Here is an 18,070-nt window from a genome sequence, read left to right as displayed (position 1 = left end):
TTCTCCATCCAATCCAGATCTATAATAAAAATATTATTATTTTTAAAGAGATTTGGTCTTCTCTATAATACGAATTAACTTCCAAGACTTAGTTTTAGAAATAGGACGGCATTCACCTATTTCAATCATATCTCCAACATTACTTTCTTGCTTTGGATCATGTACATGAAGCTTAGTTGTACGTCTTATAAATTTTCCATAAATCGAATGTTTTACTAATCGTTCAACCGCAACAACCACTGATTTTTCCATTTTATTGCTAATAACACGACCTTGTAAAGTATGACGAATACGTTTCATTTATTAGCGACCTTTTCTTTCTGTCAGTACAGTTTTTATACGTGCAATATTACAACGTATTTTTTTTAAAAGATGCGTTTCTTTAGAAGATTTACTACTTTTTTTTTGAAAATTTATTGTGAACTTTTCACGTAACATATTCATTAAATCTATCTTTAATTGGTCTATATTCTTTTTACGTAGTTTCTGCATATTCCGTATTATATCCTCTTTTAATCGTAAAAATGGATTTCACTGGAAGTTTAGAAGCGGCTAATTTACAAGCCTCTCTAGCGGTTTTTTCTGGAATGCCATCTAATTCATATAATATTTTTCCGGGTTGTACTAACGCAACCCAATATTCCACATTGCCTTTTCCTTTTCCCATACGAACTTCGAGAGGTTTTTCAGTAATGGGCTTATCCGGAAAAATACGAATCCACATTTTACCTTGTCTTTTAACAGATCGGCTCATAGCTCTACGAGCGGCTTCAATTTGACGTGAAGTAATCCTACCACGACTAATAGCCTGTAATCCGAAAGTTCCAAAATGAATAGTTGCACCAGATGTTGCTAGTCCACGATTTCTTCCTTTTTGTACTTTACGAAATTTTGTACGTTTTGGCTGTAGCATCGGAAATATTCCTTATTCTTAAATTTTTATTATGCTGTTTTGTTTTATTGTTATTATGTAATATTAATTCAGCATTATTTTTAATAGATTTCTCTCCTAATACTTCACCCTTAAAAATCCATACTTTTACTCCTATAATACCATATGTCGTATTAGCTTCAGAGCAACTAAAATCTATATCTGCACGTAATGTATGCAAAGGAACTCTACCTTCTCTATACCATTCTGTACGTGCAATTTCTGCACCACCCAATCTACCACTAGCTTCTATTTTAATACCTTTTGCTCCAAGTCGCATTGCATTTTGTATAGCACGTTTCATAGTTCTTCTAAACATTACTCTTTTCTCTAATTGCGCAGCTATATTTTCCGCAACTAGTTTAGCATCTAGTTCTGGTTTTCTAATTTCTGCTATACTAATTTGAGTAGGAACTCCTGAAATACGAGCTACTATTTTACGCAATTTTTCAATATCCTCGCCTTTTTTACCTATAACCACACCTGGACGTGCTGTATAAATAGTGACACGTATACTTTTTGCCGGTCTCTCAATGGTAATACGAGAAATTGCTGCTTTTGATAATTGTTTCAATAAAAAATGTCTTACTTTGAAATCACTATCTATATTATTAGCAAATTCTTTCTTATTGGCATACCAAATTGAATTCCAATTTTTTATTATACCTAAACGCATTCCATGTGGATGAACCTTTTGACCCATTTTTTATTTTTCTCCATATAATATAATTAATCAGATAAAACAATAGTAATATGACTAGTACGCTTTAATATCTGATCAGCACGTCCTTTAGCACGTGGCATTATACGTTTCATACTAGGTCCTGAGTCGATAAATATTTTACTAATCCTTAACACATCCTTTTCTATACCATAGTTATGTTCTGCATTTGCGATAGCAGTATGTAATACTTTACTAATTAACGTAGCAGATTTTTTCTTTGTATACAAAAGTATTTCTAGTGCTTTTTCTACTTTTTTTCCTCTAATTAAATTAGCTACTAAACGTAATTTTTGAGCAGAAGATCGAGCATATCTATGACGAGCAATACTCTCCATTCACCTTCTCCTTGACTTATCTTTTTTTTGCTTTTTTATCAGCAGAATGACTACGATATGTCCTAGTGGGGACAAATTCTCCAAGTTTATGACCAACCATTTCATCAATAATAAAAATAGGTATATGATGACGCCCGTTATGTATAGCAATAGTTAAACCAATCATATTAGGAAATATAGTTGAACGTCTAGACCAAGTTTTTATAGGTTTTTTTTCTCTAGTATTTAGAGTTTTTTCTACTTTCTTTAGTAAATGTTGATCAATAAACGGACCTTTTTTTAGAGAACGTGGCATAAATTAATATATCCTTTTTTATTTTTTTATTATCATTATTTTCTAGGAAGACGTTGTAATATAAACTTTTTAGTACGTTTATTTCTTCGGGTTTTTTTACCTTTGGTATGCATCCCCCAAGGAGAAACAGGATGTTTACCAAAATTTCTACCTTCACCACCTCCATGAGGATGATCTATAGGATTCATTGCCGTTCCTCTAACAGTAGGACGAATCCCTCTCCAACGATTGGCTCCTGCTTTACCTAAAGTGCGTAACATATGTTCATTATTACCTACTTCACCTAATGTTGCACGACATTCAGCATGAATTTTTCTTATTTCACCAGATTTTAAACGTAATGTAACATAAATATCATCTTTAGCTATAAGTTGCGCATACGAACCTGCCGATCTTGATAATTGTCCACCTTTCTTTATCTTCATTTCTATATTATGTATACTAGAGCCTATAGGTATATTACGCATTGGCATAGCATTACCTAATTGTATATCTACATTCTCTCCAGACTGAATTTGATCATTAACTTTTATACCATTTGGAGCTAATATATAACGACGTTCGCCATCTTTATATAAAACTAAAGCTATAGTTGCAGAACGATTTGGATCATATTCCAATCTTTCTACTTTTGCTAAAATGTTATCTTTATCCCTTTTAAAATCTATCAAACGATAGCAATGCTTTGCACCACCTCCAATATGGCGTGTAGTAATATGACCATTATTATTACGTCCCCCTGTTTTTTTTATTTTTTTTAATAAAGTAGGATAAAATTTTTTACCTTTATATAAATTAGGTATTAATATCTTATTAACATGACGACGACCTGGAGAGGTTGGATTACATTTAACTACTCCCATATTGAATTTCCTTATATTCCAAAATCTCTATTTAATAGATTCTAAATTTTCTATATCTAAATTTTGTCCTTTTTTTAAACTCACATAAGCTTTTTTTCTATCACTTAAATAGGTATAAGTATTTCTTTTTTTATTTTTTTTCTTCTTTCCTTTAATGAAAATAGTAGAAATTTTATTTACTTCCACTCCAAATATATTCTTTATAGCAGCTTTAATTTCTTCTTTTTTTGCATTTTTAATTACTTCAAAAACAAATGTATTATTATTTGCAGCTATCATTGCTTTTTCAGAATGATATTGATTCTTTATTATTTCTAAAATCCGTTCTTGAGATATCATTTTAACATTACCTCAATTTTTTTTATTGCATTAGATGTCATAATCACTTTTTTAGAATTAATTAAATTAATTGGATTGATTTGATTGTATCGACATACTTGTACATTGTGTAAATTACGTGCAGATAATACTAAATTATTATTTAATTTATCATCAACAATTAATATACTACTATTTTTTATAGATTTTATATTGATAAAATCTAATATTTCTCTTAATTTTTGTATTAATAATTTAGTTTTAGCTATTTCTATAAAAATTTCTGAAATTATAATTAAACGTTCTTCCTTTATAAGATTTGATAAAATACTTTTTAAAGCTCCACGATACATTTTTTTATTAATTTTCTGACTATAATCTTTATTTTTTGCTGCAAAAGCTACAGCACCTGAACGCCAAAGTGGACTTCTTATATTCCCAGCACGTGCACGTCCCGTACCTTTTTGACGCCAAGGTTTTTTACCTGATCCTTGAATTTCAGTACGATTTTTTTGAGATCGAGTCCCCTGTCGTGAACCAGCGTTATATGCAACAAGAACTTGATGAATTAATGCACTATTAAACTTATAATCAAAAACAGATGGTGAGACAGTTAATATATTATCTGGTTTATCTTTTAATGCCAATTTCATTAATATTTCCTCACTTGTCTTCTGCTATTGGCATGTTTTTTTTAATAGAAGATTTAATAATTAAATCACTACCAACGGTTCCTGGAACCGAACCTTTTATTAATAAAATATTGCGTTCTTTATCAACACGAATTATCTCTAAATTGCGAATAGTTCTCTGAGAACCTCCCATTTGACCTGCCATTTTTTTTCCTTTAAATACTCTTCCAGGAGTTTGATTTTGTCCAATAGAACCAGGAGCACGATGAGATAAAGAATTTCCATGACTTGCATCTTGTTTTTTAAAATTCCATCTTTTTACAGTTCCTGAAAATCCTTTTCCCTTAGTACATCCAGAAATATCAATATTTTTAATATTAGATAATAATCCGACAGTTAATTCTTGACCTATTTTCATGGTTTCTTTATTACTTTTATCTATTCTAAATGTCCATAAACCTCTGCCAGCCTTTACCCCAACTTTTATAAAATGACCCATTTCAGGTTTATTCATTCTATTATTTTTTTTAGAACCTGTAGTTAATTGTAAGACATAATCATTATCTTTTATTTTTTTTATTTGTGTGATTCTATTATTTTGTACTTCAATAATAGTTATAGGTATAGATACCCCATCTTTCGTAAAAATACTAGTCATACCTATTTTATGTCCGACTAAATTTTTCATATATTAAGCCTTCTATTTATTAATTTAGTTCTATTGGTTATATTCACATTACATTACATTAAACTAACCTAAACTAATTTGTACATCTACACCGGCAGCTAAATCTAAACGCATCAAAGCATCGACAGTTTTTTCAGTTGGTTCAATAATATCAATAAGACGTTTATGAGTACGTATTTCATACTGATCACGTGCGTCTTTGTTTACATGAGGAGAAATTAATACAGTAAAACGTTCTTTACGTGTAGGTAAGGGAATAGGCCCACGTACTTGGGCACCAGTTCTTTTAGCAGTCTCAACAATCTCAGCAGTTGATTGATCTATCAATCGATGGTCAAATGCTTTTAATCTAATACGGATTCTTTGATTCTGCATGAATTAAACTCCAGAAAATTATTCTATAAAAAAATATTAATAAATATTTTATATGTTATGATAAATTATGAATGTATTTATGAAATATTGTAGACATAATAATTAAAAAATATTAATTTTTCATGAAAATATTTTTTTGCAATAAAATTTTATTTAAACATAAATCAGATTCTTTTACAAATAAAAGATTTGATTTTTAATCTATATTTCTACAAAAATTAATAATTGTACGAGAAAAAAGATTGGGATGAGAAATAAATGGAGCATGAAATGCTCTTTTAAAAATAATACTGGTACTATTAGGAGATAAAGTATCTACTATTGATACTATTTTATAATTAACAAGATTATCTAATCTACCATATATATGCAATATTGGTAAATTAATTTTACTTAAAATTGATCTTAAATCATAAGATTTTAATAAATTTAATCCAATATCTAATGTTTGACTAGAAGGAATTTTTTGTGTAAAGACTATATTTTTTTCTAATATCTTACTATATTTTACTGATTTTTTCATGATAATCTGTGAATGTATAAAACGATTTATTGTATTTAAATAATTCATTTTAAGTTGCTGTGCAAAATGATCTAACATTTTACTATTCATTCCAGGCCAATAACCTTTTTCACAACTACAAAATTTAGGAGAAGAAGCTACAGTAATTAAACCACTTACATTTTTATTTTGTATTGCTATCTTTGTAGCTATTAATCCTCCTAATGACCAACCTAACCATAATGCATTTATAGGTGCTATATCAATAATTTCCTCTATCATTTTTTCTAAATTAAGAAAAGAACTATTATAGTTTATTCCATAACCAGGTAAATCAATTAAGTATAGTTGAAAAGAGGATTGCAATTGTTTTAATATAGGCAACCATACTTTAGAATCTAATCCCCATCCATGTAATAAAACAAGTTTTATATTCCCATTTCCAATTTTCTTATAACGTAATAAAGACAATTTATCTCCAAAAAATAAAATTTTTATTTTTATATAAAAATTATATATTAAATTTATATAAAAGTTATATAATTAATATTATATAAAATAGCATATTTTTTATTCTATGAACTATTAAAACATTATTTATATAGAGTTAAATTGAGATGATTATTCATATTACTGATCCAGCACAAGAATATCTTGCTTCATTACTTGCTAAACAAAAATCAGGAACACAAATTAGAATGTTTGTTAATAATCCTTGTACTATAGAAGCAGAATGTGGAATTGCATATTGTTTCCCAGATGAAATAAATAATAATGATATAGAATTAAAATTTAAATATTTTTCTATATTTCTTGAAAAAGAAAGTAGTATTTATTTAGATAATGCAAAAATAGATATCACTTTTAACAAATTTGGATCAGAAATAATTTTAAAAGCACCTAATGCAAAAATGAAAGATATTTCTCCAGATGCTTCATTAAAAGAAAAAATAGAATATATGTTACATTCTGAAATTAATACTAAACTCCTTGCTCATGGAGGACGTGTAAGCTTAATAGATGTTACACAAGATATGATTGCTATACTAAAATTTGAAGGAGGATGTAATGGTTGTTCAATGATTGAATTTACTTTAGAAAATGAAATAAAGAAAAAGATACTTACAACATTTCCTCAAATACAAGGTATTCGTGATTCCACTCAGCATAATCGTGGTTCACATTCTTATTTCTAATGCTCTTTTTATAGAGACACACACCACATTTCTATCCAAATAAAAAATGGATTTTAATATTAAAAATAAAAAAATTAGTTTTGTTAATTCTTCTATACTATATATAGTTCCAACTCCTATTGGAAATTTAAATGATATTACTTATCGCGCAATAGGAATATTAAAAAAAGTTGATTATATTATTGTAGAGAACATTCATAGAGCATCTTTACTTCTAAAAAATTTCTCTATAAATAATGTTCCTCTAATTACATTAAATGCTTATAATGAACATAAAAAAACTAATGCTTTACTTTCTATATTAAAGAAAGGACAATCTATCGCACTAATTTCTAATGCAGGAACTCCTGTTATTAATGATCCAGGATTTTATCTGATAAAATGTTGTAAAGAATTAAATATTCGTATTATTCCTTTACCAGGAGCATGTGCCGCTATTACAGCATTAACTGCATCAGGAATGAATTGTAATAGCTTTTGTTATGAAGGATTTTTACCTAAAACACATAAAAAGCGAATCAATTATTTAAATATGTTAGAAAAAGAAAAACGTACTCTTATTTTTTATGAATCAACACATAGAATATTGCCTTCCTTAAAAGATATGATGATGATCTTAGGGAAAGACCGAAATATTGTCTTTGCTAGAGAACTTACAAAAATTTGGGAAACTATTTATAGTACTTCAATAGAAGAATTAGTATTTCTAATAGAAGAAAATAAAATATGCTATAAAGGTGAAATTACTCTCATTGTTGAAGGATATAATAAATCGATTCCAATTTCCTCCGAAGCTTTAGAGACATTTAATTTATTAAAAATTAAACTATCAAAAAAAAATACAATATCACTTGTATCAAAAATTTATAATATAAATAGAAACCTATTATATAGATATATATTAAAAAATAATCTTTAAAAGAAAAATGGATATGGATATGGATGAGGAGTTGATAAAATAGTCGCTGCTCGTTTTTTGAGAAAGTAAAAAAATAAGGAGAGGAAAGTCCGGGCTCCATAGGGCATGGTGCCAGGTAATACCTGGGGAGTGTGAACTCACGACAAGTGCAACAGAAAATAAACCACCTAATAGCTTAAATAAAATTAGGTAAGGGTGAAAAGGTGTAGTAAGAGCACACCGCACAATTGGTAACAATTTGTGGCAATGTAAACTCCACCAGGAGCAAGGTCAAAAAGGTTCATATAGTATGACCCGTACTGAACCGGGTAGACCGCTTGAACTAATGTGTGAATATTAGTCTAGATGAATGACTATTATAAGACAGAACCCGGCTTACTAAGTAACTCCCATCCATAATAAAATTATTTTGAGAATAATATGTTTAAAAATTTATCTGAAAGATTATTAAGTACATTACGTGATTTTCGAGGACAAAGCTCATTTAATGAAGCCAATATGGAAAAAATTTTACGTGAAATTCGTATTACTCTACTCGAAGCTGATGTAACTTTACCAGTAGTACACAATTTCATAGATGAAATTAAAAAAAATACCTTAGGAAAGGATATTCCTCTTTATCTTACTCCTCGTCAAGAATTAATTAAGATTATCCATACTGCTTTAATCCATATTATGGGTAATAATCCAGAGGAAATTCAATTAAATTTATCCGTCCCCTCTCCAGCAGTCATTCTTTTTGTTGGAAATCAAGGATCTGGTAAAACTACTAGTGTTGGTAAAATAGCAAGATATATTGCAAAAAATAAAAATAAAAAGGTGATGACTGTATCCGCCGATATTTATCGTCCAGCCGCTATAAAACAGCTAGAAATTTTATCAAAAAGAGCAGAAGTGGATTATTTTACTCCTCCTCAAAAAAATAAGGATGTTATTCATATTGTTAATCAAGCATTAAATTATGCTAAATTGAGTTTTTATGACGTATTGTTAATAGATACTGCTGGTCGTCTTCATACAGATACAGCCATGATGAAAGAAATTCTATATATTCATCTCTCCATTAATCCTACAGAAACTCTCTTTGTATTAGATACAATGTTGGGCCAAGATACAGCTAATATAGCAAAACAATGGGAAAGCGTTATTCCTATAACAGGAATAATTTTAAGTAAAGTAGATAGTGATGCGCGAGGTGGGGCGGCACTATCTATGAAATATCTCACTGGGAAGCCTATTAAATTTATAGGTATAGGAGAAGATATACAAGATTTAGAACCTTTTATACCAGATAGATTAGCAAAACGTATTCTTGGAATGGGAGATGTTTTATCTTTAATAGAAAATATTGAAGAAAAAATCCATAAAAAATCAGATAAAATTACCAAAAATATCAAAAAAATTAATAGTTTCGATTTCAATGATTTTCTAGAATATATACAGCAAATGCAAAAAATGGGCGGATTTCATACTATTATTGATAAACTTCCAAAGAGTATAATAGATAATTTTAAAATTAAATCCCAATATAATGAGAAATTATTAATTCATATGGAATCAATGATTTATTCCATGACACATCAAGAACGTGCTTTTCCAGAGATAATAAAAGGATCGAGAAAAAGACGTATTGCAGCAGGTTCAGGGATGCAAGTACAAGATGTTAATCAATTATTAAAACAATTTAATCAAATACAAATGTATATAAAAAAAATACACCAAAAAAATAGCATATTTAGAAAATTTTTTCTAAAAAAACATTAAATTAAATTTTTGATGTCTTATTAAGAAGAATTATTCCCAACCAAATTAGACAGATTAATATATTCATTAGTAAAATACTATGAAAATTTCCTCTTAATTCCATCAACCATCCACCTAATATTCCTCCAAGTGCTGAACCAATAAATTGACTAGTGGAATATATTCCCATATTTCTTCCAGTATGAATACCAAGTGAAGAATATTTACTTAACAGAGAAGGTATAAAGGATTCCATCACAATAAAAGAGAGGAAAAAAAATTGGAGACCAATAAAAAACCAACCAATGTATGAACTGACATATAAAAACATAGATTCTGCTATACTTAGCAGAAGTATACATACTAACATAATGATCCTACTATTGTATCTTTTTTCATAAAATAGAATCAACGGAGTCCATAGTATAAAAGCAATTATTATAACAATAAAGTATATCATCCATTGAAAAGAACTTTGTATTCCCAAATTTATCATCATTGTAGGTAATAATAAAAAATTAGAAGAGAGTATACAATGTAAAAATAAAATACTTAAATTTAGGGTGAAAATTTGTAAAGGTATCTCTTTATTACTTATATCTTCTTTATAAGAATAAGAAGAAGGATAAAAGCTTCTTACATTCCTTCTATTAGGAAGAAGGGTCAAAACTATTATAATCCCAAAAATAGAACAAAGAGCAATAATCAAAAAAATACTATGAAATCCAAAGTAATTTGTAATGACTGGACCCAATATTATTGATATAAAGAATGCTATTCCAATAGATATACCAATAAATGCCATAGACTTAGTACGATTTTTTTCAGAAATGCAATCAGTTAACAATGCCATCATAACAGAGGAAATAGCTCCAGATCCTTGTAATGCGCGCCCTAATATTATTCCATAAATTGAATCTGTTAGAGCAGCAATCATACTACCAATAAAAAATATCAATAGACCCAATATTATTAAAGGTTTACGACCAAATCGATCAGAGGCGATTCCAAATGGTATCTGTAAAATAGCTTGAGTTAAACCATAAATTCCAACAGTTAATCCAATTAAAAAATTATTCGCATCTCGTAGATGTATCCCATAAATAGATATAACAGGTAATATAATTGCCATACCTAAAATACGTAATGCAAAAATTATACCAATTCCAAAAGATATACGTATCTCATCACTATTCATAACTATCTATAAATTCTAATAAATGTTACTTCATTTTAACTATTATTATCGCAATAATCCAAAGACATCATTATGCTTGTAATAAGCATAACAATAATAGAAAGAGTAAGAAGCTTTTTTGACCAAGTACTATTATTGATGGAATTATGATAGCCTAAGAAAGCTATAATTAACCAATATCCCGTAATTATCTCTACCAATAATAAATAATAATAACCCACATATCCAGTTATATTAAGTATTAAAGAAATTATAGCATATACTATAATGTATAGTATTATATGTAGCTTAGTAGTAGAAATACCTGATTTAACTGGTAAAATTGGAATATTAGCTGATTGATAATCATTAAAACGTAAAATAGATATGGAATAAAAATGAGGCATTTGCCATATACTAAATAATATTAATAATAATAACGCACCAATATCAAATTGATAACTATTAGCACAATATCCAATGACTGGTGGCATAGCCCCTGCTAGACTACCAACTATTGTAGAATAAACAGATCTTTTCTTTAAATATAAACTATATATGAATACATAAGTCAAAAAACCTATTATAGATAAATATAATATTAATACATTATTAAGACTGTATATCAAATATAATCCTATAATATTAAGCAATATACCATAAGTATATCCAGATTTTGTAGATATTATATTTTTTGCTATTGCCCTATTTTGGGTTCTTTTCATTTTTTTATCTATATTACGATCAATACAATTATTAAAAATACAACTTGATGCAATTAATAAGGACATTCCACTTAATAATGTAAATAATCGTATATAATCAATTTTTCCTCTAGCTGAAAGAAAAAATCCTCCTAATAAAGATATTATATTTCCTAAAATAATAAATGGTTTGGTTATTTGCAGATATTGCTTACTTAATTTTATTATCATCATCTATAAAAATTACAATTAAGATGGTTCATAATCCATAAGGTTCCAATAATAAGAATGCATGATATTAGTAATGTAAATGCTAAAGATAGGATATTCCAACGTTGTTCAAATGTAATTTTTAAGTGCAAAAAATAAAATAAATGTAATATAACTTGTAAAAAAGCACATATTCCTAAAACTACAATAGAGAAATATGAAGACATTAAATGATATTGCACTAAAAAAAATGGAATTATTGTCAAAATAATAGATAAAATAAAAGCTACTAATCCAGATCGATTCTCTTTTTTAAGATACTCTTCCATTAAAGAGTTCCCATTAAATAAACTAAAGTAAAAACACCAATCCATATTATATCTAAAAAATGCCAGAATAAACTTAAACAATGCAATCTAGTTTGATTAATAGTAGTTAATCCATTAAGAATAATATGAAAAATCATCAATAGAAGCCACAAGGTTCCTGTAGCTACATGGATACCATGAGTTGCAATTAAAACAAAAAAACTGGATAGAAAAGCACTACAATTTGGTTTAAATCCTAACATATACAGATGTAAAAATTCAGAATATTCCATTATAATAAATAATATTCCTAAAATCAATGTTAAAATTAACCAAAAATTAACCTGATATTTTTTATCTTTTTTCATAGAATACATAGCTTGACTACACGTAAGACTACTAAATAATAAGATAAATGTTTCTAATAATATAAAAGGAAGATTGACAATATCTTTGATTGAAGGTCCTAAAGCAATTTTATCTTTTAATACAAAATATACAGAAAATAAAGTAGCAAATAAAATACAATCACTCATTAAATAAATCCAAAATCCAAGTATGGTATTATTACTTGAATCATGAGTTTCTTCAAATTGCTCTCTATCATTCGAGATAAATTTATTTATCATAAATCTTTTCCATTTATATTATTTAATTCTTCAATATATTTAATTTCCTCTGGAGAAATATAATAGAAGGTATTTTTATTAAAACTATGAATGAAAATTGTTAAAATAATTCCTATGCAACCTATTTTAGTCATCCACCAAATATGCCATATCATAGAAAAACAAACAATTAAACTAAAAAATGATATAATAATGGGTATATATGTATTCTTTGGCATATGAATAGATTCATAGATTATTGTTTTAGCATTTTCTTCGGATGCATTTTTAGTCGAAATACTATTTTTCTTTGTATGCCAAAAAGCATCAAGCAAATTATTTACTTTTGGAATAATGGCAAAATTATATAAAGGAGGAGGTGAAGGAATCGACCATTCCAAAGTACGTCCATTCCAAGGATCTCCAGTTAAATCAAGATTTTTACTGCGATTCCGAATACTAACAATAATTTGAATAATTTGAGCAATTATACCTATTGCTATCAATCCAGTTCCAATAGCGGCAATAAGTAATAACGAATGAAAATCCGAATCAATATTCTGACTTAATCGACGAGTCATACCCATGAAACCTAAAATATATAAAGGCATAAAAGCAGTATAAAATCCAATGAACCAAAACCAGAAACTATATTTACCCCATATTTCATCTAATTTAAAACCAAATGCTTTAGGAAACCAATATATTATACCTGCAAAACAACCAAATACCACTCCACCTATAATAACTGTATGAAAATGTGCAACTAAAAATACACTATTATGTAATACAAAGTCGGCACCTGGTACTGCTAGTAAAACACCTGCCATTCCTCCTATAGAAAAAGTAATAATAAATGCAACTGTCCATAACATAGGAGAATTAAAGATAATACTACCTCTATACATCGTAAATAACCAATTAAATACTTTTACCCCAGTTGGAATAGCAATAATCATTGTCATAATTCCAAAAAAAGCATTAACATTCGGTCCTGCTCCCATAGTAAAAAAATGATGTAACCATACACAAAATGATAAGACTGTGATAGCAATAGTTGCCCATATTAATGAGTGATATCCAAATAATGTTTTTCTAGAAAAAGTTGAAACTACTTCAGAAAATATTCCAAATATTGGTAATATAAGAATATAAACCTCTGGATGTCCCCAAGCCCAAAATAGATTAATATACATCATCATATTTCCACCTAGATCGTTTGTAAAGAAATGTGTATCTAAATAACGATCTAAAGTTAATAGAGCAATCGTGACGGTTAAAATAGGAAAAGCAGCAACAATTAAAATATTTGTACATAATGCGGTCCATGTGAATACTGGCATTTTCATTAAGGACATATCAGGGACACGCATACGTAATATAGTTGTAATAAAATTAATACCGGTTAAAGTGGTCCCAATCCCTGAAATCTGAATACTCCAAATCCAATAATCTACTCCTACTCCTGGACTATACTCTCTCAAAGATAAAGGTGGATATGCTACCCAACCAGTTTGAGCAAATTCTCCTATACCTAAAGATAGATTTATAAGTATTACTCCTACTACAAATAACCAAAAACTTAAAGAATTAAGAAAGGGAAAAGCTACATCTCTTGCACCAATTTGCAAAGGTACGATAAAATTCATCAATCCAATAACTAATGGTGTAGCCATGAAAAGAATCATAATTACACCATGAGCTGTAATCACTTGATTATAATGATCTGGAGGAAGAAAACCGACTTCACCTGATGAAACTAAAAATTGTTGCATACGCATCATAATAGCATCAATAAATCCTCTTATTAGCATTATCAACGCTACAATAATATACATTATTCCTATTTTCTTATGATCAACTGAAATCAACCATTCTTTCCAAATATAGTTCCATTTTCCTAAATAGGTAATAAAAGAAATTATAAATATAGATATCATGATAATACTAAAAATAGTAGTCATAATAATTCTATCATGATATGGAATGACGTCCCAATTTAGTTTTCCAAACATCATGTCAATCCTTTAAGGTTAATTAATTTTTTAAAAATAAGAATCAGTAAGGTATTCTTCTTTACTTTAATTTTAACATAAAGATAATTATTTCACTTGAAATTTATTAGTTATTTGTTCAAATAAATGAGGATAAACATTAGAGAAATATTCAATAGGATGTCCTACACTAGGTAGAGCAATTTTTTCATAAGAATTTATATCAGAAATACTCTTTGGAGAGAGTTTTACTTTATGTATCCATTCCTCAAATTCTTTATTAGTTTTAGTAACTAATGCAATAAATTTCATATCAGAAAAACCGTAACCACTAAAATTGGATGAGATTCCATGATATATACCTGGCTCTTTGGCCATAAGATTTAGAATAGACTGCATTCCAGCCATCGTATATATTTGACTACCTAATTGCGGAATAAAAAAAGAGTTCATAACTGAATTTGAAGTAATTTCAAATTTAATTGGAACATTCACAGGAAAAACAACTTCATTAATTGAAGCAATATTATATTCGGGATAAATGAATAACCATTTCCAATCGAGAGAAACTACTCTAATTACTAATGTATTCATAGTAGAAGAATGAATAGGTTTTCTCGGATCTAATTCATGACTGCTTTTCCAAGTTAACATTCCTAAAAAAATAATAATAATAATAGGTATTACCCATATCAATAATTCTATTTTATTAGAATTTGACCAATTAGGGGTATATATTGGCGTATTTGAAGAACGATATTTAATAGAAAAAAGAATAGCCATTATAATGACTGGTATTACTACAATTAACATAAGACTAATAGCCATGAGAATTAAAGATCGTTCTTCTATCCCTATTTGACCTTTAGGATCTAAAAGTATCATATTACTACAACTTACAAGTTGCATAGATATTAATAAAAAAGGAAATAACCAATATATATTTTTTTTATATCTATATATTTTGTAGAAAATCCATGAAATATATTGCATATTCATTTTTCCTAATGAATAACAGAATGAATAACAGTGAGTTCAGAATACTTTAGGAGTAAGTAATAAATATTATATCATGTACTATTAGTAATAGTAATACTAATATAACATAGAGTATCAAAATACTCTAAAATTTATATATTGAAATTTAAATGTTGACTTTTTATTTTATATACTCTAATTTAATAGTTTTTAGCCTAGATAGCTCAGTTGGTAGAGCAGTGGATTGAAGATCCATGTGTCGGTGGTTCGATTCCACCTCTGGGCAATTTTTTTTATTAATAATGAGCTATATATTTAACTGGACAAGATAGAAATTATAATATTTTTTAATTAATAATTAATCACTTTTCTTACTTTATCAGAAATAAAATGAGCTATATATTTAACTTTTTTTGCATCTTCTCCTTCTATCATTATACGTATTAGAGGTTCAGTTCCAGACTGTCGTAATATAACTCTTCCATATCCTGCTAAATATTTTTTAGCTTTATCAATAGCTTGTTTTATTTCTAAGGAAGATAAAGGATTAGGATTTTTTTTATTGGAAAAATATATATTCACTAGAATTTGAGGTAATAATTTGATATCTTTACATAATTCATATAAACTCTTATGATTTTTAACCATAACGGATAAAACTTGAAGTCCAGCTATAATTCCATCTCCTGTAGTAGTTTTTTCTAATAAAATAATGTGACCAGATTTTTCGGCACCTATTTTCCAACCTTCTTTTTGTAATTTCTCAAATATATAACGATCCCCAATTTTAACACGAGCAAATGGAATTCCAATCTTTTTTAATGATAATTCCAATCCTAAATTACTCATTATAGTGCCTACTACACCTCCCATTAATTTACCTTGACGCATTTTGTCTGTAGCAAGAATATATAAAATATGATCACCATCCACTTTATTACCAATATGATCTATCATAACAACACGATCACCATCTCCATCATAAGCAATGCCTATATCTGCTTTTTCATCAAGTACTGTTTTTCTTAAAACACGTAAATCTGTGGTACCACAATTTTTATTAATATTAATACCATTAGGTTGATAATTAATAGGAATAACCGTCGCTCCTAAATCACGTAATACATTAGGTGCAATATGACAAGTTGAACCATTAGCACAATCTACTATAATTTTGATTTTTTTAAGATTTAAATTATTTGGAAAAGTATTTTTACAAAAGTTAATATAATCACTAGCTGCATTAACAATATAATGAGATTGTCCTAATTCCGCGGATCTAACACATTTAAGCGGTTTTTCTATTGCATTCTCAATAGCTTGTTCTATATTATTTGATAGTTTCATTCCTTCTATAGAAAAAAATTTAATTCCATTATCATAAAATGGGTTATGAGAAGCTGAAATTACAATTCCTGCCTCAGCTTGAAGAAAACGTGTTAAGTAAGCTACGGCGGGAGTGGGGATTGGTCCAGTAAAATACGCAGATAAACCTGCTGCAGATATACCTGCTCCAATAGCAGACTCAAGCATATATCCAGAATTTCGAGTATCTTTCCCTATTAAAATAATTTTAGAACCATTACATGATAATACTTTTCCAGCTGCCCAACCTAGTTTTAATGCGAAATGTGGAGTAATAGGTAAGGTTCCAACGCGACCTCGTATTCCATCTGTACCAAAATATTTATGAATCATGTAAAATTATTATTTCCTTATTATCTGATTCATTATTAATTAACATAAATAATTAAGAGCATTAATTATATATAATGCTTCCATAGTTTCTTTAACATCATGTACTCGAATTATACTCACTCCTTTTAATGCGGCTATACTTGCACAGGTAATACTACCTATAATTCTTTCTTGAGGTAATGTATTATACGGTAACACTTTTCCAATGACAGATTTTCTTGATATACCAATAAGCAAGGGTAAATTAAAATGATGAAAATATTCTATTTTTTTCAGCAAAATAAGATTTTCTTTAATACTTTTTCCAAAACCAAATCCTGGATCTAAAATTATTTTATTTTCTTTAATACCGAGTTTTTTAGAACGATCTATCTGATAAGAAAAAAAATCATTTACTACTTTTAATATAGATATATTTTTTTTTAAAGTGGGAAAAGAAATTAATGAATTATGTACCAAACAAATAGCTAAATCACTAGATACTGCTAATTCTAAAGATTGTAATGTATGAAAAGATCGTACATCATTAATCAAATTTGCACCTGCTATTGCCGCCTCTCGCATTACTATAAGACTCGAAGTATCTATAGAAATAAAAATATCGAAACGTTTTACTAACATTTCTACTACTGGTATAACACGTTCGAGTTCTTCTTCTTCCGTAATAGGATACGCACCTGGTCTGGTAGATTCACCACCAATATCAATGATCGTTGCTCCCTCTATAATCATTTGATTAGTTCGATCAATAGCAGAAGATAGTTTATTATAATATCCTCCATCTGAAAATGAGTCTGGAGTAACATTTAATATCCCCATTACTCGAGTACGAGAAAGATCTAAAATACGTTTTCCACCTAAAATTTGCATAT

At 28.2% G+C, this 18,070-nt stretch carries 23 protein-coding genes, 1 tRNA gene and 1 other RNA gene; 5 read left to right on the top strand and 20 right to left on the bottom strand.

Annotated elements, in window-relative coordinates:
- Positions 1–42 precede the first annotated feature (42 nt).
- From rpsQ to bioH, 12 genes are all read right to left on the bottom strand, one after another.
- A complete protein-coding gene (gene rpsQ / locus KEC37_RS02435; RefSeq protein WP_223139056.1) occupies positions 43–300 on the bottom strand; it encodes a 30S ribosomal protein S17 in 258 nt (85 codons plus the stop codon).
- A 3-nt stretch (positions 301–303) separates the two neighbouring features.
- On the bottom strand, positions 304–492 hold the full coding sequence (gene rpmC / locus KEC37_RS02430) for a 50S ribosomal protein L29 (protein ID WP_223139543.1): 189 nt from the start codon (positions 490–492) through the stop codon (positions 304–306).
- Positions 476–913 (bottom strand): 50S ribosomal protein L16, encoded by a 438-nt coding sequence (gene rplP, locus KEC37_RS02425; protein ID WP_223139054.1) that lies wholly within the window; start codon positions 911–913, stop codon positions 476–478. The genes rpmC and rplP overlap by 17 nt, the downstream gene beginning before the upstream one ends.
- Positions 882–1,634, bottom strand: coding sequence for a 30S ribosomal protein S3 (gene rpsC, locus KEC37_RS02420; protein ID WP_223138551.1), 753 nt, complete (start codon positions 1,632–1,634; stop codon positions 882–884). The genes rplP and rpsC overlap by 32 nt, the downstream gene beginning before the upstream one ends.
- A gap of 26 nt (positions 1,635–1,660) precedes the next feature.
- A complete protein-coding gene (gene rplV / locus KEC37_RS02415) occupies positions 1,661–1,990 on the bottom strand; it encodes a 50S ribosomal protein L22 (RefSeq protein WP_223139542.1) in 330 nt (109 codons plus the stop codon).
- Positions 1,991–2,006: 16 nt separating this feature from the next.
- Positions 2,007–2,285, bottom strand: coding sequence for a 30S ribosomal protein S19 (gene rpsS, locus KEC37_RS02410; RefSeq protein WP_223138549.1), 279 nt, complete (start codon positions 2,283–2,285; stop codon positions 2,007–2,009).
- Positions 2,286–2,320: 35 nt separating this feature from the next.
- Positions 2,321–3,148, bottom strand: coding sequence for a 50S ribosomal protein L2 (gene rplB / locus KEC37_RS02405; protein WP_223139541.1), 828 nt, complete (start codon positions 3,146–3,148; stop codon positions 2,321–2,323).
- A 27-nt stretch (positions 3,149–3,175) separates the two neighbouring features.
- Positions 3,176–3,487, bottom strand: a complete 312-nt coding sequence (locus tag KEC37_RS02400) for a 50S ribosomal protein L23 (protein ID WP_223138547.1) — start codon at positions 3,485–3,487, stop codon at positions 3,176–3,178.
- Complete coding sequence (rplD, locus tag KEC37_RS02395) at positions 3,484–4,119, bottom strand: 50S ribosomal protein L4 (RefSeq protein ID WP_223139053.1); 636 nt, start codon at positions 4,117–4,119, stop codon at positions 3,484–3,486. Before rplD ends, KEC37_RS02400 begins: the two co-directional genes overlap by 4 nt.
- 10 nt (positions 4,120–4,129) lie before the next feature.
- Positions 4,130–4,786 (bottom strand): 50S ribosomal protein L3, encoded by a 657-nt coding sequence (gene rplC / locus KEC37_RS02390; RefSeq protein ID WP_223139540.1) that lies wholly within the window; start codon positions 4,784–4,786, stop codon positions 4,130–4,132.
- 63 nt (positions 4,787–4,849) lie between these two features.
- Positions 4,850–5,161 carry a 30S ribosomal protein S10 gene (gene rpsJ / locus KEC37_RS02385; RefSeq protein ID WP_223138544.1) on the bottom strand — a complete coding sequence of 104 codons (312 nt, stop codon included), beginning with the start codon at positions 5,159–5,161 and terminating at the stop codon, positions 4,850–4,852.
- Positions 5,162–5,357: 196 nt separating this feature from the next.
- Positions 5,358–6,134 carry a pimeloyl-ACP methyl ester esterase BioH gene (gene bioH / locus KEC37_RS02380; protein WP_223139539.1) on the bottom strand — a complete coding sequence of 259 codons (777 nt, stop codon included), beginning with the start codon at positions 6,132–6,134 and terminating at the stop codon, positions 5,358–5,360.
- 149 nt (positions 6,135–6,283) lie between these two features.
- Between bioH and KEC37_RS02375 the strand changes: the two genes are divergently transcribed.
- The 4 genes from KEC37_RS02375 to ffh all read left to right on the top strand — a co-directional run bounded on the left by KEC37_RS02375 (position 6,284) and on the right by ffh (position 9,542).
- Positions 6,284–6,859 carry a NifU family protein gene (locus KEC37_RS02375; protein ID WP_223139352.1) on the top strand — a complete coding sequence of 192 codons (576 nt, stop codon included), beginning with the start codon at positions 6,284–6,286 and terminating at the stop codon, positions 6,857–6,859.
- A 46-nt stretch (positions 6,860–6,905) separates the two neighbouring features.
- The gene (gene rsmI, locus KEC37_RS02370) at positions 6,906–7,778 is read left to right on the top strand and encodes a 16S rRNA (cytidine(1402)-2'-O)-methyltransferase (RefSeq protein ID WP_223139538.1); all 873 of its coding nucleotides are present in this window, start codon (positions 6,906–6,908) and stop codon (positions 7,776–7,778) included.
- A 27-nt stretch (positions 7,779–7,805) separates the two neighbouring features.
- An RNA gene (gene rnpB, locus KEC37_RS02365) (RNase P RNA component class A) lies at positions 7,806–8,172 on the top strand.
- A gap of 26 nt (positions 8,173–8,198) precedes the next feature.
- Positions 8,199–9,542: a signal recognition particle protein gene (gene ffh, locus KEC37_RS02360; RefSeq protein ID WP_223139537.1), complete on the top strand. Its 1,344-nt coding sequence runs from the start codon at positions 8,199–8,201 to the stop codon at positions 9,540–9,542.
- 1 nt (position 9,543) lies between these two features.
- Here the strand turns inward: ffh and KEC37_RS02355 are convergent, their stop codons facing one another.
- The 6 genes from KEC37_RS02355 to cyoA all read right to left on the bottom strand — a co-directional run bounded on the left by KEC37_RS02355 (position 9,544) and on the right by cyoA (position 15,515).
- Positions 9,544–10,719 carry an MFS transporter gene (locus tag KEC37_RS02355; protein ID WP_223139536.1) on the bottom strand — a complete coding sequence of 392 codons (1,176 nt, stop codon included), beginning with the start codon at positions 10,717–10,719 and terminating at the stop codon, positions 9,544–9,546.
- Between the two features lie 35 nt (positions 10,720–10,754).
- Positions 10,755–11,633, bottom strand: coding sequence for a heme o synthase (gene cyoE, locus KEC37_RS02350; RefSeq protein WP_420885566.1), 879 nt, complete (start codon positions 11,631–11,633; stop codon positions 10,755–10,757).
- Complete coding sequence (gene cyoD, locus KEC37_RS02345) at positions 11,633–11,941, bottom strand: cytochrome o ubiquinol oxidase subunit IV (protein WP_223139534.1); 309 nt, start codon at positions 11,939–11,941, stop codon at positions 11,633–11,635. The genes cyoE and cyoD overlap by 1 nt, the downstream gene beginning before the upstream one ends.
- A complete protein-coding gene (gene cyoC / locus KEC37_RS02340; RefSeq protein WP_223139533.1) occupies positions 11,941–12,549 on the bottom strand; it encodes a cytochrome o ubiquinol oxidase subunit III in 609 nt (202 codons plus the stop codon). Before cyoC ends, cyoD begins: the two co-directional genes overlap by 1 nt.
- Positions 12,546–14,543, bottom strand: a complete 1,998-nt coding sequence (gene cyoB / locus KEC37_RS02335) for a cytochrome o ubiquinol oxidase subunit I (protein WP_223139532.1) — start codon at positions 14,541–14,543, stop codon at positions 12,546–12,548. Before cyoB ends, cyoC begins: the two co-directional genes overlap by 4 nt.
- A gap of 87 nt (positions 14,544–14,630) precedes the next feature.
- Positions 14,631–15,515 carry a ubiquinol oxidase subunit II gene (cyoA, locus tag KEC37_RS02330; protein WP_223139531.1) on the bottom strand — a complete coding sequence of 295 codons (885 nt, stop codon included), beginning with the start codon at positions 15,513–15,515 and terminating at the stop codon, positions 14,631–14,633.
- Positions 15,516–15,713: 198 nt separating this feature from the next.
- On the opposite strand from cyoA, the gene KEC37_RS02325 reads away from it, so the two are divergent.
- Positions 15,714–15,786 (top strand) — tRNA-Phe (locus tag KEC37_RS02325).
- A 65-nt stretch (positions 15,787–15,851) separates the two neighbouring features.
- On the opposite strand, the gene glmM is transcribed toward KEC37_RS02325, so the two are convergent.
- Both glmM and folP read right to left on the bottom strand, forming a co-directional pair.
- Positions 15,852–17,198 carry a phosphoglucosamine mutase gene (glmM, locus tag KEC37_RS02320; RefSeq protein ID WP_223139530.1) on the bottom strand — a complete coding sequence of 449 codons (1,347 nt, stop codon included), beginning with the start codon at positions 17,196–17,198 and terminating at the stop codon, positions 15,852–15,854.
- A gap of 39 nt (positions 17,199–17,237) precedes the next feature.
- Positions 17,238–18,068, bottom strand: a complete 831-nt coding sequence (gene folP, locus KEC37_RS02315) for a dihydropteroate synthase (protein ID WP_223139041.1) — start codon at positions 18,066–18,068, stop codon at positions 17,238–17,240.
- Between the last annotated feature and the right edge of the window lie 2 nt (positions 18,069–18,070).

The organism is Candidatus Schneideria nysicola (genome assembly GCF_019923565.1).
Taxonomy (GTDB): domain Bacteria; phylum Pseudomonadota; class Gammaproteobacteria; order Enterobacterales; family Enterobacteriaceae; genus Schneideria; species Schneideria nysicola.
The sequence above is the reverse complement of the archived record's forward strand: the minus strand, read 5'-3'. Positions and strand labels throughout refer to the sequence as shown.

Bases quoted from the DNA above. Each gene is read 5' to 3' on its own strand.
- rpsQ (WP_223139056.1), bottom strand. From the start codon at position 300: ATGAAACGTATTCGTCATACTTTACAAGGTCGTGTTATTAGCAATAAA.
- rpmC (WP_223139543.1), bottom strand. From the start codon at position 492: ATGCAGAAACTACGTAAAAAGAATATAGACCAATTAAAGATAGATTTA.
- rplP (WP_223139054.1), bottom strand. From the start codon at position 913: ATGCTACAGCCAAAACGTACAAAATTTCGTAAAGTACAAAAAGGAAGA.
- rpsC (WP_223138551.1), bottom strand. From the start codon at position 1,634: ATGGGTCAAAAGGTTCATCCACATGGAATGCGTTTAGGTATAATAAAA.
- rplV (WP_223139542.1), bottom strand. From the start codon at position 1,990: ATGGAGAGTATTGCTCGTCATAGATATGCTCGATCTTCTGCTCAAAAA.
- rpsS (WP_223138549.1), bottom strand. From the start codon at position 2,285: ATGCCACGTTCTCTAAAAAAAGGTCCGTTTATTGATCAACATTTACTA.
- rplB (WP_223139541.1), bottom strand. From the start codon at position 3,148: ATGGGAGTAGTTAAATGTAATCCAACCTCTCCAGGTCGTCGTCATGTT.
- KEC37_RS02400 (WP_223138547.1), bottom strand. From the start codon at position 3,487: ATGATATCTCAAGAACGGATTTTAGAAATAATAAAGAATCAATATCAT.
- rplD (WP_223139053.1), bottom strand. From the start codon at position 4,119: ATGAAATTGGCATTAAAAGATAAACCAGATAATATATTAACTGTCTCA.
- rplC (WP_223139540.1), bottom strand. From the start codon at position 4,786: ATGAAAAATTTAGTCGGACATAAAATAGGTATGACTAGTATTTTTACG.
- rpsJ (WP_223138544.1), bottom strand. From the start codon at position 5,161: ATGCAGAATCAAAGAATCCGTATTAGATTAAAAGCATTTGACCATCGA.
- rsmI (WP_223139538.1), top strand. From the start codon at position 6,906: ATGGATTTTAATATTAAAAATAAAAAAATTAGTTTTGTTAATTCTTCT.
- ffh (WP_223139537.1), top strand. From the start codon at position 8,199: ATGTTTAAAAATTTATCTGAAAGATTATTAAGTACATTACGTGATTTT.
- KEC37_RS02355 (WP_223139536.1), bottom strand. From the start codon at position 10,719: ATGAATAGTGATGAGATACGTATATCTTTTGGAATTGGTATAATTTTT.
- cyoE (WP_420885566.1), bottom strand. From the start codon at position 11,633: ATGATAATAAAATTAAGTAAGCAATATCTGCAAATAACCAAACCATTT.
- cyoD (WP_223139534.1), bottom strand. From the start codon at position 11,941: ATGGAAGAGTATCTTAAAAAAGAGAATCGATCTGGATTAGTAGCTTTT.
- cyoC (WP_223139533.1), bottom strand. From the start codon at position 12,549: ATGATAAATAAATTTATCTCGAATGATAGAGAGCAATTTGAAGAAACT.
- cyoB (WP_223139532.1), bottom strand. From the start codon at position 14,543: ATGTTTGGAAAACTAAATTGGGACGTCATTCCATATCATGATAGAATT.
- cyoA (WP_223139531.1), bottom strand. From the start codon at position 15,515: ATGCAATATATTTCATGGATTTTCTACAAAATATATAGATATAAAAAA.
- glmM (WP_223139530.1), bottom strand. From the start codon at position 17,198: ATGATTCATAAATATTTTGGTACAGATGGAATACGAGGTCGCGTTGGA.
- folP (WP_223139041.1), bottom strand. From the start codon at position 18,068: ATGCAAATTTTAGGTGGAAAACGTATTTTAGATCTTTCTCGTACTCGA.